At 59.7% G+C, this 14944-nt stretch carries 15 protein-coding genes; 11 read left to right on the forward strand and 4 right to left on the reverse strand.

Going from position 1 to position 14944, the window contains the following annotated elements; genetic code table 11:
• The first annotated feature begins 271 nt into the window (after positions 1-271).
• The 8 genes from ACSQ8V_RS22460 (at position 272) to ACSQ8V_RS22495 (ending at position 7845) form a co-directional block, all read left to right on the forward strand.
• Positions 272-1315 (forward strand): LLM class flavin-dependent oxidoreductase, encoded by a 1044-nt coding sequence (locus ACSQ8V_RS22460; RefSeq protein ID WP_436207202.1) that lies wholly within the window; start codon positions 272-274, stop codon positions 1313-1315.
• 14 nt (positions 1316-1329) lie between these two features.
• Positions 1330-2802: an aldehyde dehydrogenase gene (locus ACSQ8V_RS22465; RefSeq protein WP_436207203.1), complete on the forward strand. Its 1473-nt coding sequence runs from the start codon at positions 1330-1332 to the stop codon at positions 2800-2802.
• 22 nt (positions 2803-2824) lie between these two features.
• A complete protein-coding gene (locus tag ACSQ8V_RS22470) occupies positions 2825-3139 on the forward strand; it encodes an NIPSNAP family protein (protein WP_213762134.1) in 315 nt (104 codons plus the stop codon).
• A 61-nt stretch (positions 3140-3200) separates the two neighbouring features.
• The gene (locus tag ACSQ8V_RS22475) at positions 3201-4238 is read left to right on the forward strand and encodes an ABC transporter substrate-binding protein (protein WP_436183757.1); all 1038 of its coding nucleotides are present in this window, start codon (positions 3201-3203) and stop codon (positions 4236-4238) included.
• Positions 4239-4284: 46 nt separating this feature from the next.
• Entirely contained in the window at positions 4285-5169 is an 885-nt protein-coding gene (locus ACSQ8V_RS22480) for an ABC transporter permease (protein WP_213762136.1), read from the forward strand.
• A 1-nt stretch (position 5170) separates the two neighbouring features.
• Complete coding sequence (locus tag ACSQ8V_RS22485; RefSeq protein ID WP_436207204.1) at positions 5171-5968, forward strand: ABC transporter permease; 798 nt, start codon at positions 5171-5173, stop codon at positions 5966-5968.
• Entirely contained in the window at positions 5965-7047 is a 1083-nt protein-coding gene (locus ACSQ8V_RS22490; protein WP_436207205.1) for an ABC transporter ATP-binding protein, read from the forward strand. Before ACSQ8V_RS22485 ends, ACSQ8V_RS22490 begins: the two co-directional genes overlap by 4 nt.
• Before the next feature lie 108 nt (positions 7048-7155).
• Entirely contained in the window at positions 7156-7845 is a 690-nt protein-coding gene (locus ACSQ8V_RS22495) for a GntR family transcriptional regulator (RefSeq protein WP_213762288.1), read from the forward strand.
• A gap of 88 nt (positions 7846-7933) precedes the next feature.
• Here the strand turns inward: ACSQ8V_RS22495 and ACSQ8V_RS22500 are convergent, their stop codons facing one another.
• From ACSQ8V_RS22500 to ACSQ8V_RS22510, 3 genes are all read right to left on the reverse strand, one after another.
• Complete coding sequence (locus ACSQ8V_RS22500; RefSeq protein WP_436207206.1) at positions 7934-8737, reverse strand: glycosyltransferase family 2 protein; 804 nt, start codon at positions 8735-8737, stop codon at positions 7934-7936.
• 124 nt (positions 8738-8861) lie between these two features.
• The gene (locus ACSQ8V_RS22505; RefSeq protein WP_436207207.1) at positions 8862-9161 is read right to left on the reverse strand and encodes a hypothetical protein; all 300 of its coding nucleotides are present in this window, start codon (positions 9159-9161) and stop codon (positions 8862-8864) included.
• Positions 9162-9724: 563 nt separating this feature from the next.
• Positions 9725-11362, reverse strand: a complete 1638-nt coding sequence (locus tag ACSQ8V_RS22510) for a tetratricopeptide repeat protein (protein WP_436207208.1) — start codon at positions 11360-11362, stop codon at positions 9725-9727.
• Between the two features lie 431 nt (positions 11363-11793).
• Between ACSQ8V_RS22510 and ACSQ8V_RS22515 the strand changes: the two genes are divergently transcribed.
• The 3 genes from ACSQ8V_RS22515 (at position 11794) to ACSQ8V_RS22525 (ending at position 14185) form a co-directional block, all read left to right on the forward strand.
• The gene (locus tag ACSQ8V_RS22515; RefSeq protein ID WP_436207209.1) at positions 11794-12381 is read left to right on the forward strand and encodes an amino acid synthesis family protein; all 588 of its coding nucleotides are present in this window, start codon (positions 11794-11796) and stop codon (positions 12379-12381) included.
• A complete protein-coding gene (locus ACSQ8V_RS22520; RefSeq protein ID WP_436207210.1) occupies positions 12371-13198 on the forward strand; it encodes an alpha/beta fold hydrolase in 828 nt (275 codons plus the stop codon). Before ACSQ8V_RS22515 ends, ACSQ8V_RS22520 begins: the two co-directional genes overlap by 11 nt.
• 66 nt (positions 13199-13264) lie before the next feature.
• Positions 13265-14185 (forward strand): flavin reductase, encoded by a 921-nt coding sequence (locus ACSQ8V_RS22525; protein WP_436207211.1) that lies wholly within the window; start codon positions 13265-13267, stop codon positions 14183-14185.
• Positions 14186-14236: 51 nt separating this feature from the next.
• Here the strand turns inward: ACSQ8V_RS22525 and ACSQ8V_RS22530 are convergent, their stop codons facing one another.
• Entirely contained in the window at positions 14237-14914 is a 678-nt protein-coding gene (locus tag ACSQ8V_RS22530) for a response regulator transcription factor (RefSeq protein ID WP_436183765.1), read from the reverse strand.
• Positions 14915-14944: the final 30 nt, after the last annotated feature.

The raw sequence follows: 14944 nt of genomic DNA on the forward strand, positions 1-14944 counted from the left end.
AGCGGTTCGCTATCCCTCAGCTTATTCAGCGCTTCACTTCTTCCGGTTCGTTCCAGCACGGGCTCACCCGCGCCTTTCTCCTCCTCCCTAACCCCATCCATATGTGCATCTAATATTATGGAATACCATAATATTGAAACGCTTGATTTGCGACATTCGATGGAATACCGTAATACCAGCCGCAACGTTCAAGCGGTCGACACGAAGCGGGACGCCAGGGTTCATCGCGCCCGCAGCAAGACGGACGGTTTCCTTGGCACATAGGTCGATAATGAAATTCTCGCTGTTTCTGCATATGGAGCGTTACGACGCGCATACCTCGCATCGGCAACTCTTCGACGAACTCACCGAACTTGTCCAGATCGCGGAACAGGGCGGCTTCGAAACTGCGTGGGTCGGCGAGCACCACGCGATGGAATTCACGATCGCGCCGAACCCCTTCATCAACCTTTCATACCTTGCTGCGCGCACCGAACGCATTCGTCTCGGCACCGGCACGGTGATCGCACCGTTCTGGCATCCGATCCGCCTTGCGGGCGAAGCCGGCATGGTTGACGTCGCGAGCAACGGGCGCCTCGACCTCGGCATTGCGCGCGGTGCGTACTCCTTCGAATACGAACGCTTGCTACCGGGCCTCGACGCGTTCGGCGCGGGCGCACGGATGCGTGAACTCGTGCCGGCACTGCGGAACCTGTTCAAGGGCGACTACGCGCATCAGGGCGAGTTCTGGTCGTGGCCTTCGACCACGCCGGTGCCGCGCCCGGTCCAGCAGCCCAATCCGCCGATGTGGCTCGCCGCGCGCGATCCGAATTCGCATGAGTTCGCGGTGAGGAACGGCTGCCATGTGCAGGTCACGTCGCTGGCGGCGGGTGACGGCGAAGTGGTGAACCTGATGGACCGTTTCAACGCGGCCTGCATGGCGAACCCCGACGTGCCGCGTCCACAGATCATGATGCTGATGCACACCTTCGTGGGTGCGGACGCTGCGGAAGTCGATGCCGCCGTGGCGGACCTGAGCCGCTTCTATTGTTATTTCAGCAAGTGGTTCAAGAACGAGCGGCCGGTGGGGCAGGGCTTCATCGAGCCGCTGACAGAAGCCGACATCGCGTCGTTCCCGCAGTACACCCCGGAGCAGATTCGCAAGAACCTGGTGATCGGACAGCCCGCCGATGTCATCGGGCGGTTGAAACAATATGAAGAACTCGGCTTCGATCAGTACAGCTTCTGGCTCGACAGCAACATGAGCTTCGAGCGCAAACGCCGTTCGCTGGAGCTGTTTATTTCCGGCGTGATGCCCGCGTTCGATGCCCGCTAACCGGAGCAGATGACATGTTGCAGAAGTTCCAGCATTACATCGATGGCGAATTCAGCGACGCCTCGCAGACCTTCGACAGTATCAATCCGGCAACCGGCGAGGTTTGGGCGAGCATGCCCGTGGCCAGCGCGGCGGATGTCGACCGGGCAGTCAGAGCGGCCGATCGCGCGCTGTTCTCGGCCGAGTGGGCCAACCTGAATGCAAGCCAGCGCGGCAAGTTGCTGTACCGGCTCGCTGATCTGGTTGCGGCCAACGCGCAGGATCTGGCTGAGCTCGAGACGGCCGACACCGGCAAGATCATCCGCGAGACGCGCAGCCAGATTGGTTATGTCGCTGAGTATTACCGCTATTACGCGGGCGTCGCGGACAAGATCCAGGGAGCCTATCTTCCCGTCGACAAGCCGGACATGGAGGTGTTTCTGCGACGCGAGCCGGTGGGTGTCGTCGCCGGAATCGTGCCTTGGAACTCGCAACTGTTTTTGTCGGCGGTGAAGATAGGACCGGCGCTTGCGGCAGGTTGCACGATCGTCATCAAGGCGTCGGAAGAGGGCCCGGCACCGCTGCTCGCGTTTGCGCGGCTGATCCATGAAGCTGGCTTTCCGGCAGGCGTGGTGAACATCCTGACGGGTTTTGGCGCCGATTGCGGTCACGCGCTCACCACTCATCCGCTCGTCGCGAAAATCGCGTTCACCGGCGGTCCCGAAACGGCGCGCCATATCGTGCGGAATTCGGCTGAGAACCTGGCGGCGACCTCGCTGGAACTGGGCGGTAAATCGCCGGTACTGGTCTTCGACGACGCCGACGTGGAAAGCGTCAGCAACGCGGTCATCGCGGGGATTTTCGCGGCGACCGGTCAGAGTTGCGTCGCGGGTTCGCGGCTACTCGTGCAGCGCGGCATTCGTGACCAGCTGCTGGCGAAACTGGTCGAGAAAGCGCGGGCAATCAAGATAGGCGATCCGCAGAATGTAGATACGGAAATGGGCCCGCTGGCTACAGCCAAACAACGCGACCATATTGAATCTGTGCTGGCGGCAAGCCTCGCCGCGGGCGCGACGCTGTTGACCGGCGGCCATCGTCCCGAGGGCATGGGTGAAGGGTTTTTCTTCGAGCCAACCATTGTCGAATGCGCTGCGTCAGATGTGCCAAGCGTCGCGCAGGAACTCTTCGGTCCCGTGCTCAGCGTGATGAGTTTCGATACCGAAGAGCAAGCAATTGCGCTTGCAAACGACACGCGATACGGCCTCGCTTCAGGCGTATTCACGCGCGACCTGACGCGCGCACATCGGCTGATTCGCAGGCTTCGCGCTGGCATCGTATGGGTGAACACCTATCGCGCGGTTTCACCGATCGTCCCGTTCGGCGGTTACCAGTTGAGCGGTCTCGGACGCGAAGGCGGGCTCGACGCCGTGCTCGACTACACCCGAACCAAATCCGTATGGATCCGTACCTCGGACGAGCCGATCGCCGATCCCTTCGTCATGCGTTGAAGACATACAAGAACGAGCCGCCATGTACTACGAAATTCGCACTTACAAGATCCGCACCGGCGCGGTTCCCGCGTACCTGAAACTGGTTGAGGAAGAGGGCATCGTTTTACAGAAGCAGCATCTGGGAGAACTCGTGGGCTACTTCTTCTCCGAGATCGGGCCACTCAACCAGATCGTCCACATATGGGCCTATACAAGCCTCGACGATCGCGAAGCTCGCCGTCAGCGGTTGGCGGAAGACCCCGCGTGGCAGACCTTCGCACCGAAGATTCAGGCGCTGCTGGAAACGATGGAAAGCAAGATCATGAAGCCCGCTGCATTTTCGCCGCTCAAGTAAAACCAGCCGTTGAAGGTTAATCCTCTCGAAGCCAGCCGTTTCCTTTCAAGGAGCAGTCGTCATGCAGCAACCTTTACATTTGCACGCCCTGGTGCGCGCATTGATCGTCACCGCTGCCGTTTCGGTTACCGCGCCCGTGTTCGCGGCCGCCGCGCCGATCGTGTTCGCCAGTTGGGGCGGCACGACGCAATCGGCTCAACAGAAGGAGTGGGCGGCGCCCTTCACCCAGGCATCGGGAATCCAGGTGCTGATGGACGGGCCGACCGATTACGGCAAGCTCAAGGCCATGGTCGACAGCGGTAACGTACAGTGGGACGTGGTCGACGTGGAAGGTGATTTTGCGTATGCCGCATTGCGCGACGGGCTGGTCGAGCCGATCGATTATTCGGTGGTGAACAAGAGCCAGCTCGATCCGCGTTTCATGTCACCGGGTGCGGTCGGGAGTTTCTATTATTCGTTCGTGCTCGGGTACAACAAGGCTTCGTTCAAGAACGGCAGTCCTGCTAACTATGCAGATCTCTTCGACACCAAGCGCTTTCCCGGCAAACGCACGTTCTACAAATGGTCCGCGCCGGGGGTGCTGGAAGTCGCGTTGCTTGCCGACGGCGTCGCGCCCGACAAGCTGTATCCGCTCGACCTCGACCGTGCGTTCAAGAAGCTCGACACCATCAAGAGCCAGATCGTCTGGTGGAGCGGCGGCGCGCAGTCGCAGCAGTTGATGGCATCGGGCGAGGCGCCGCTCGGTGTATTCTGGAACGGCCGCTTGCATGCATTGCAGCAAACCGGTGTGGATGTGGGTGTGTCGTGGAACCAGAACCTGACCGCCGCCGACATGCTGGTGGTGCCGAAGGGCGCGAAGCACAAGGACGAGGCGATGAAGTTCCTCGCCACCGCGACCAGTGCGCAGGCGCAGGCGAATTTCGCGGCTGAAACCGGCTACGCGCCGGTCAACCTGAAGTCGGCCGCGCTGCTGCCCGCCGATGTCGCGAAGACGCAGCCGGACCAGTACAAGGCGACGCAGATCAACCTCGACATGAAGTACTGGGCCGATCATCGCGATGAAATCGCCAAGCGCTGGTATGCGTGGCAATCGAAATAAAGCCGAAATAAAAGCAATGGCGGCCGATCATCTTGAAGGAGTTGTCATGTCGAACGCATTGAGCACTGTCGCGGAGCCTGCGGTGATCCTGCCGAAGGTGAGCGCCGGTTTCAGGAGGGCGCGGCTAGTGTTGCCGGCCCTGCTGTTGCTGATCGTGTTCTTCCTGTTGCCGGTGCTGTCACTGCTGCTGAGGAGCGTGCTGGACCCATCGCCTGGCCTGCAGAACTATGCGCAGTTATTCGGCTCGACGACTTACCTGCGTGTGTTCGGCAACACCTTCTTCGTGGCGTCGGTGGTAACCGCAGTGACGCTCGTGATTGGTTTTCCGACCGCATGGCTGCTTGCCATCGCACCGCGCTGGATCAGCAAGCTGGTGTTCGCAATCTTGTTGCTGTCGATGTGGACCAACCTGCTCGCACGCACCTTCGCCTGGATGGTGCTGTTGCAGCAGACAGGTCCGATCAACCGCTTGCTGATGTGGCTGGGCGTGATTCATGAACCGCTGACGCTGGTCAACAATTTGACCGGCGTCACGATCGGCATGACCTACATCATGTTGCCGTTCCTCGTGATGCCGCTGCACGCGACCCTGCGCGCCATCGATCCCACCACGCTGCGTGCGGCTGCTATCTGCGGCGCGAGCCGCTGGCAGGCGTTCTGGCGCGTGCTGGTGCCCCTCGCCATGCCCGGCATTGCGAGCGGTGCATTGATGGTGTTCGTGATGGCGCTCGGGTACTTCGTGACGCCTGCGTTGCTTGGCGGTCCGGAGTACATGATGCTCGCCGAACTGATCGCGCAACTCGTGCAGCAATTGCTGAACTGGGGGCTCGCGGGCGCCGCCGCCTTCGTCCTGCTGCTCGTGACGTTGTCGCTCTATGCGGTGCAACTGCGCTTTTCCGGCCGCGCGCCGGGTGCTTCCGGAGTCCACTGACATGCTGCTCGATTTCGATCGTCTCGGACCGTTGCGCTGGGCGCTGCTGGGTGTCGGCGCGGCCGTGTCGCTGTTCCTGCTGCTGCCGGTGCTGTTCATCGTCGCGTTGTCGTTCGGTGATTCGCAGTGGCTGATGTTTCCGCCGCCCGGCTGGACGTGGCGCTGGTACAGCATGCTGTTTTCTGATCCGGGCTGGCTCGACTCGCTGATCACCAGTGTCGAACTGGGCGTGGTCGTGATGGTGTTGTCGGTCGTGCTCGGCCTCTTTGCTTCGCTTGCATTGACGCGTGGCAGCTTCCGGGGACGTGCGCTGCTGAAAGCGTTTTTCCTTACGCCGATGGTACTGCCCGTAGTCGTGCTCGCCGTTGCGTTGTACGCCTTTTTCCTGCGCATCGGCCTGACCGGAACGCTGGTCGGATTCGTGATTGGGCACCTGATCATTGCGTTGCCATTTTCGATCATCGCCATCAGCAATTCGCTGGAGAGTTTCGATACCGCGCTCGAAGACGCTGCGCTGATCTGCGGTGCAAGTCCGTTCGAGGTGAAGTGGCGCGTCACGCTGCCCGCCATTCGACTCGGCCTGTTCGCCGCTGCCATCTTCTCGTTCCTGGCGTCCTGGGACGAGGTCGTGGTGTCGATCTTCATGGCGAGCCCGACCTTGCAGACGCTGCCCGTGCGCATCTGGAGCACGTTGCGGCAGGACCTGACGCCTGTGATTGCCGCGGCGTCTTCATTGCTGGTCGGCCTGACTGTCATCCTGATGTTGCTGGGGCTTGTTCTCAAGAGAGGTAAATCGTGAGCGCACCGTTTTTGCAAATTCAACGGCTTCGTAAAACCTACGACCAGGTGGTCGCTATCGACCATGTTTCGCTCGATATCAAGAAGGGCGAGTTCATGACCTTCCTCGGACCGTCGGGCTCGGGCAAGAGCACGACTTTGTACATTGTCGCGGGCTTTCAGTCGCCCACCGAAGGACGTGTGCTGCTCGACGGCAAGTCGCTGCTCTCGGTCGCGCCGAACAAGCGCAACATCGGCATGGTGTTTCAGCGCTACACACTGTTCCCGCATCTCACGGTTGGAGAGAACGTCGCGTTTCCGTTGCGCGTGCGGCGTTTGCCCGATGCCCAGGTGAAGTCGAAGGTCGAGCAGATGCTCAAGCTCGTGCACCTCGGCGATTGCCGCGACCGCATGCCGGATCAGCTATCGGGCGGGATGCAGCAGCGCGTGGCGATTGCCCGCGCGCTCGCCTACGATCCGCCGGTCCTCCTGATGGACGAACCGCTTTCCGCGCTCGACAAGAAGCTGCGCGAGGAACTGCAGACAGAACTCCGGCGCATCCACCAGCAGACCGGCGTGACGATCCTGTATGTGACCCACGACCAGGAAGAGGCGCTGCGCCTGTCTGACCGCATCGCTGTGTTCAACAAAGGGCGCATCGAGCAGGTGGGCAGCGGCGAGGAGCTTTATGCGAAGCCGGCGTCGCGTTTTGTCGCGAGTTTCATCGGCAACTCTAATTTCTTGCCGGTTACGCTGGCAGGCAGAAACGGCTCGTCGCAGGCGGTGTTTCCGAACGGCAAGCCGGTATCGGTCGGCGGGTTCGATCATGCGCTAAACGATGGCGACAACGGCGCGCTGATGCTTCGGCCCGAACAGATCCGGATTCGCGCGCAGCCGTCGGAGGCTTCGGACGGCGGCTTGCAGGTGGTCGTTCGCGATGTCACGTATCTCGGCGATACCATGCACTACGCGGTCGCTACGCCCTGGGAACAGGAGATCGCGGTACGGACGTCCATCAGTTCGCGCGAGCCGAGCCTGGCGGTCGGTGCGCGGGCGTGGCTTGAATGGGAGAACGAGAGCGCCCGGGTGTTCGCTGCTTGATGAACGCGTGCCCTGCGAGGCCGACGAGAATACGGCACGTGTGTGCAATACTATGGGATTCCAAAAACCAGGGATTCCGGATATCAGACCGGAGACAACAAAACCATGATCGATCAAATGCGTGTCGACCGAAGTGCACCGACGTTGCGCGAGCTGACGCTCGCGAAGTTGCGCGATGCAATTTCACAGGGCATCTATCATCCCGGCGACCGCCTGATCGAGCGCACGCTATGCGATCAACTGGGCGTCAGCCGGACCGTGGTGCGCGAAGTGCTGCGCCACCTCGAGACAGAGGGCCTGGTCGAGACCGTCGCGCATTCCGGGCCGATTGTCGCGCGGCTCGACCCGGAGCAGGTTCAGGAGATCTATGAAATTCGTGCGTTGCTCGAGTCCGAGGCGGCGCGCGCTTGTGCGGAGCATGCAACCCCGGCGCTGGTGAAGCAGCTACGCGAAATTCGCAAGGAGATTGAAGAGGCCTTCGACCAGTCGGACTTCAAGCGCGTGTTGACCTACACGGAGCGTTTCTACGAAGCCATGTTCACTGGCGGCCAGAAGCTGATGATGCATCAGGTGGTCAAGTCCTTGAATGCGCGCATCAACCAGTTGCGATCCGTGACCATTGCTTCGCCGGGAAGGGGTGCGGACTCGAATCGCGAGATGAACAAGCTGCTGGCTGCTATCGCCAAGAAAGATGGCGATGCCGCCGCTGCGGCATCGCTCGAACATGTGCGGCGCACAGCCGGCATTGTGATGGCCATGCTTGCCGAGAGGGCGGCTGAAGCCAGCGTGATTGATTGATATGTAAAGGCGGTTCAAGAGCGACAGCAACCGTCACAAGGACGTCAACTGCGAGGCACACTACATAGCCTTCATCTCGCGAGGACGCTCAAGCTGCATTCGCGGCTGTTTTAAGAGAGGGCATTGACTGATTGGCAACGGCTTGTGCGACGTGCCGGACGGTAGCATCACGTAGCGAGCCATCAAGTTCCTCGGGCAGGAATTCATTAAAATGAATCTGCCCGTCCACCACGCGGGCGCGACGCAGAAACACTTCGAGATGTGAACCCGGCCGGTTGTAGTGACGACAAAATTTTTGAGGCGTGAACCAAACGTCGAAGCATTCGCGAAATGCAGTGTTGAACACCGTATCCTCACTACCTAGCTTGCCGCGAAAGGCTTCGCCCTGAGGGAATCCGCCGGCGAGCCAGAATAGCGGCCTGCGCATCGCAAGATTCCACGGTGCGGAAAACACCGCAGCCATATAACGAGGATCGCTATCCTCGCACGACAAATCATCCGGTAAATCGACAATCTGTATGCCTGATTTCAGGCCAGCCCATTGCGGATTGGCCGCAAGGTTTGCCTTTGCAAAGGCGTAATAGCCGGGCAAGTGTTCATCGTCTGCATCGAGAAAGCACAGGATGTCAGTAGTCGCCGCCGCAGCGCCTAAATTACGCGCCAGCGAGGGTCCACCACAAGTGGCAAGACCGATGGCGCGCACGCGTGGATCGCTTTGCGCGAACTTCTGCGCGACCAGCAGGCTATTGTCGCTAGCTCCGTCGACCACGATTACCAGTTCGTCCAGTTCAGGCTGGATCAGCGCGGAATAAATCGCGCGTTCCAGAGTATCGGCGTTGTTGTGGCAAGGAATAATGGTTGCGAGGGTAGGGACAGCGACCTGTTCACTCATCTTTAAAAGATTCCTGATAAAACGATAGCTGAAAAACTGTGAGACTACATTTAATGCCATTAATGACATGACAGGTTGTGGAGTTTTACAGAACGTGCAGATGATGATTCCTTGCCATAAAACTTCAAGATAAAATGCAGAGTTTTATCAGGATCGCAATAATTACACCAGCAGGGACACCGAACGTCCTGCCGCGAATGATTGTATTTAAATCTTCATCGAGCAGGAATTCGTCACGTCGGTGGGCCCAGATTGTCTTTAACGCCAATGGCCTCGCATTCAAAAGAATTATAGAGATGATTCCCGCTGCCAGCACCTGTTCGAATGCATTAAGGGTCGCGAGAAGCGGCCAGTAGGTGCTCCCATAGTCAAGCATTAGCAGGATGCCGGCCGTGACCACGGTGCCGACAAAAAAACTACCCATGAATCTATTTGCTGTACTGAAATTGTCCAATTTAATACCTCATCTCGTTTAGCCTGACAAAGCTTGTCCAAGGCAAAGAATTTATGTTGATTGAATTTTATTCGTTATCTTGCAGAATAAGAATCCGTCGAAGGCGATCAATCTTGACCAAGACTCTGTGACACAGTTCGCGCTACGCCTGACCAATAGGGTCTTCCATGTATTATGAGTCCGCACAGCAACAGGATTTCGAGCCGCATTTTAAATGCGTGATCCGGGCGTACTCCGAGGGAATCCTTTGTAGCGATAAGCGGAACCAAAAGTGGAACAAAATCGACAGGGATAAGTGTATTTTTTTTATGCTCATCGGTATATCGGCATATTCTTAATATTGATGAGACAAATCCTAATGGGCTGCTGAAACACCGCCCAGAGGAACGCCTATTTCCAGACCGTCCCAAGAAAAGTGTGTGGTACGTGCATCCCACGCTGACGGGAAGGGAGCACTTGAGCATCGTGATACCGTTTCAGGGAGTCACGGCCATAGAACTCAACCGGTTCTGCCAGCGGGGCGCTCGATACAATCACAGGTTGCCCGTATGAAACTGGGCGCTCGCTGCCAACTGTCGGAGCGTGGGCTTCCCGGTTGGATGGGGCCGCCCGTCCTGCGGCACGAATTGCTGCTGCAAGGCCGTAGCGACGTGGGTCAGCACCTCGTCCCAGTCGCCCCGCTGCCGCTGGTTGAAGAGTCGGATGGTGGGATACCACGGGCTGTCATCCCGTTCGCGCAACCAGCGCCAGCAACCGGCGAAACGGTTGAGCAGCCATACCGGCTTACCCATTGCCGCGGCCAGATGCGCCACGGACGTATCGACGGCGATCACCAGGTCGAGATTCTCGATCAGGGCAGCGGTGTCCGCAAAGTCCGTGACTTCGTCCATCCAGTCGGTCAGCCTTGCCTCGCTGGCGGCATCAGCGCGCTTCGCCGGGTTATCGGTCTTCTGAAGACTGATCCAGCGGATGTCTCGCAATGCGAGCAGCGGCGCAATTTGCGCGGGCATCAGGCTGCGCTCTTTGTCCCCCATCGTGTTCGCATCGCCGCCGGCCCAGACCACGCCGACGCAGGGCAGTCCGGGATCAGGCAATGCGGCGAGTTTGGCATGCCACAGGGCGGCGCGTGCGGGATCGGCAAAGAGATAAGGCATGGCGGCCGGAACGTTGTTGAGGCGGGTGCCGAACGCCATGGGTAGCGACATCATGGAGCAGTGGCAGTCCCAGTGATCGAGGGCAGAGAGTCCGTCATCAAGCATGACGAGGCCCGGCCAGCGGGAACAAAGCGACTCTTCAAACAGGCGGCGCAAGGAGGGCGGACAAATGAGACCTACCTGCGAAAAGCGCTCGAGCGCCAGGGGCAGGTAGCGGACAAACTGCAGGCTGTCGCCATGACCTTGTTCTGGAACGACCAGCAGACGTGCTCCTCGTGCGGGGTCGTGTTCCGCGCGAATGACCGACTCCGGACGTTCACCTCGCCATTGCGGGAGTGGGACTCGTGGGCGTGCTTCTATAGATGGGCTTCCGTCGGCGTGCACAAAATTGGCCCAGCGGTCCTCGTAACAGAGCCACCCTTCTTCGTAACGCCCCGTTGCCAGCAAGACCGTCCCGAGATGGCCGCGAGCGCTGCGAGAATCCGGTGATAACGCGATTGCGCGGCGCAGGTGCCGCTCGGCCTCCTCTAGCTTGTCCAGAAACTGGGCAACAACGCCAAGGTTAGCGAGCACCTGCAGGTTATCCGGTTCGAGCGCGAGCAGCTTGCGATAGCTGACGGCCGCGTCGTCGAGAAACCCTTGCATGAACAGCGTGCCCGCTTCGTAGAAGCGTAGCCCGATCGAATCGGGCTGGCGCGCAAGACCCTGCCGGGCCGTTTGCAGCGCGCTTGCGTAGGCATTCAACTTGAGTTGAATGACGCACAGCGTGGTGTAGAAGTCCAGGTGAGGATGGACCTCGATAGCGCGCTCAACCCAGCTTTGCGCGGCTTCGAACTGGTTCGAATCGAGCGCCAACAGCCCGTGCAAGTAAAGGGCGCCGGCACGCCTCGGGTCTTGCTCAAGGATTCGCTCGACGGCGGCTTGCGCCGTGGCGATATCGCCGGCTTGACGCGCTTTTTCGGCCTCGCCATACCAAGTTTGAATGTTGTCCGATGGCGAGCGCGAGAGGTTGGGCATGTTGGGAAAAGCGGTGTGCGTTACGCGGTTAAGCGGTGGCTGTGCACGATTAAAACGACGCTGCACTGTACGACGACGGCGAGGCTAGACCGGCGCTCTGCCGGGAGGGGTGGTACACACAAGGATGCGTGCGTTCTATCGGGCGTCGATTTTCTGCGCAGCGGCGCGACAGGTCTGTAGGACTGTTCCGAAAACGTCCGATGCGAAAACGACGGGTGACCGCGTGGGAAGCGACTGTCGCTGTCGGCTCAGGGCGATTGCATGAAACGTTGCAGATGGTGGCGAAATGCTTGTAAGCCCGGTTTCCTGGCGTGCTCTCGTAAACCCCTCAATCGTCAAAAATTCTTGCGTACAGTAATATGGAATACCATAATATGTAGACGGCGCCATCGCACGAAGCCACGGCGTTTTTGCCTACGGAGAACAACCCCATGAAACTCGAGATTCGCAAGCTGGTTACCTATGTGGAAGACACTTTCATCGAAGGCGGTAAGGCGGCTGAGCGGCCGTTGAAGCTGTTCGCGGCAGCGGCCGTGCTGCGCAATCCGTGGGCGGGGCGTGGTTTCGTCGATGACCTGCGCCCCGAGATTCAAGGCCTCGCGCCGCAACTGGGCGAGCTTCTGACCGGCGAGATCCTGCGGATTGCCGGATCGGGCGAAGCGGTGGAGGGTTACGGGAAAGCGGCGATTGTGGGGACGTCGGGCGAAGTCGAACATGCGTCGGCGTTGATTCACACGCTGCGCTTTGGCAACAAGTTTCGCGAAGCGGTGGGTGCGAAGAGTTATTTGAGTTTCACGAATTTGCGTGGTGGTCCTAACTGTCCGGTCACCATTCCGCTCATGCACAAGGGTGATGAAGGGATGCGGTCGCATTACCTCACCATCCAGTTCTCGATCATCGATGCCCCCGGCCCCGATGAGATCGTGATTGCGCTGGGTGCGTCGATTGGCGGGCGGCCGCATCATCGGATTGGTGACCGATATCAGGATCTGAAGGAGCTAGGGTCCAATGAAGCATGAAACGGTGACTGGCCGTGCGTCGATCAGCGGCGTGTTCGACGGCACCGCGTACAGCGTGGCGGGCGAGGGGCCGGCGCTCGTCCTGATCCATGGCGTGGGCATGAACCGCAGCGTGTGGGCGCCCCAGGTGAGCGCGCTGCGGGCGTGTTTTCGGGTCGTGTCGTATGACATGCTGGGCCACGGCGTGAGCCGCTTGCCGGCGGCGTCCCCCGCGCTCGATGAATACGCCGGACAGCTTGCTGCGCTCCTGGATCATTTGCGGATTGATGCAGCGCATGTAGTCGGTCACTCGATGGGCTCGATGATCGCACTTGAGTTTGCGTTGCAATATCCGCAGCGGGTGGCAAGCGTGGTTGCGCTGAACGCGGTGTACGACCGTACGCCGACGCAGCGGGCGGCAGTGATGCAGCGCGCGGCATCGCTGGAGGGCGGGGGGCTTGAACAGCCGAGTATTGATGCAACCGTTGCTCGCTGGTTCGACGATCCGGTGCCGGGTCATCTCGCCCAGGTGGCCGAGCTTGTGCGTTCGTTGCTGGCGACGGTGAATCCGGAGGGGTATGCGCGGACTTACCGGTTGTTTGCGAGTTCGGACCAGGCGCATGTCGGGCGTTTGCCGCAACTCGCCATGCCTGCGTTGTTCATGACCGGCGAGTGCGATCCGAATTCGAGTCCCGCGATGTCGCATTCAATGGCGGCTGCTGCGCCGCGCGGACGAGCGGAAATCATTGCGAATGAACGGCACATGATGAACGTCACCGCGCCGACGATTGTGAACCAGCGGTTGGTGCAGTTTATTCATGAAGCGAGTGGCGCCTGAGTGCTTGATTGAGTGTCTGAGCCAACTCGGATCTACGTATCAGCCGCTAATTCAAGGAGCAAAAGCATGAAAGAGCATTCCTTCAATACTAGCGAGTTTCGCCGTGCATTGGGCGCATTCGTGACGGGTGTGACTGTGGTGACGACCATTCAACCCGATGGTTCGCCGCGTGGTTTTACCGCGAATTCGTTTACGTCCGTGTCGCTTGATCCGGCGTTGATCCTGGTTTGTATCGCGAAGACGGCCTCCAGCCATCCGGTGTTTTCGCAGACGCAACGTTTTGCGGTCAGCGTACTTGCTGAAGATCAACGGCCGGTATCGGGCGTGTTTGCGTCGAAGAGTGCGGACAAGTTCGCGCAGGTCGGCTGGCATGCACGCCGCACGGGCAGCCCGGTGATGGATGGCGCGGCGGCGAGTTTCGACTGCGAGACGCATCAGGTGGTGGATGCGGGGGACCACATCATCCTGATCGGGCGCGTGGTGGATTTCACGCATACGAGCGCGACACCGCTAGGGTATTGCCGTGGCGCTTATGTGGATTTCAGCTTGTCGCAGGAGGCGTTGGCCGCGACCGGTCAGCGAGCTCAGGTTGGGGCGATCCTCGAGCATCCTGCGGGTCTTGTGTTGATCGAGACGGCATCCGGGGCGTTGCAATTACCCATTGGGACGCGCCTGGAACCGCTTGCGGATGCGGCTAGTTTGCGCGGCGTGCTGGAGCGGTATCGGCTGAATGCCAATCTGGATTTTCTGTTTGCGGTGTTTGAGGAGAAGGGCGTTACCCATATCTATTATCGGGGGCGCATTGTCGATGATGCACCTGCAGGCGCGGATGTACGGTATGTCCCGCTGGGGGCGATTCCCTGGGACAGGATCCGCGACCCCGCGGTCGAGTCGATGCTGCGCCGCTATGTGAAGGAGAGAACGGAGGATGCGTTCGGTATTTATGTAGGCGATGTGGAGAAGGGGATGGTGCAAGCGCTAGGGTGATTCGTTCGCAATCGCTTTGGGGCTTGGGTGGGTGCTGGGGAGTCCGACTTCTCAGTGTGCAGCGCTGGGATCGAAAGGCTGGATACCAAGCAATTCAGCCTTGCGGACAAGGTCCGGCATCGAGCGTGCGTTGAGCTTGCGCATCACTTGTCCACGGTGGACCTTCACCGTAATTTCGCTCAGGTTCATCTCCGCGGCGATCTGTTTGTTCAGCAAACCTGACAACACAAAGACCAGCACTTCCTTCTCGCGCGGCGAGAGCGAGTCATGCAACGCGCGTAATTCAGCCACGGCCGCATCTGCCGCGAGACGGGCCTTGTCCCGGGCGAGTGCCTGACTCACGGTGTCCAGCATGTCCTGGTCACGAAAAGGCTTGGCAAAAAAATCCATCGCCCCAGCTTTCATCGCCTTGACGCTCATTTCAATATCGCCATGGCCCGTCATGAACACAACGGGAATACGCATGCCGCTATTGACGATTTCCTGATGGAACGTAAGCCCGCTCTTGCCGCGCAGCCGCACGTCGAGAATCAGGCAGCTCGGGACTTGGGAGCGGGGACGCTGAAGAAATTCTTCCGGCGACGAAAATGTCTCAACGAGCAGGTCGACTGATCGCATGAGCGTCGCGAGGGCGCGGCGGATTGCTGCGTCGTCGTCGACCACATAGACGATAGCGCCATCGCGGCCGGTGGTGTCGTGCGCTGACGGAGAGGACGGTCCAGCAGACATCTGGTCACCTCGATTTGAGCCGACGACTGA

It is taken from the genome of Caballeronia sp. LjRoot31 (assembly GCF_964253885.1).
In the GTDB taxonomy this organism is placed as follows: domain Bacteria; phylum Pseudomonadota; class Gammaproteobacteria; order Burkholderiales; family Burkholderiaceae; genus Caballeronia.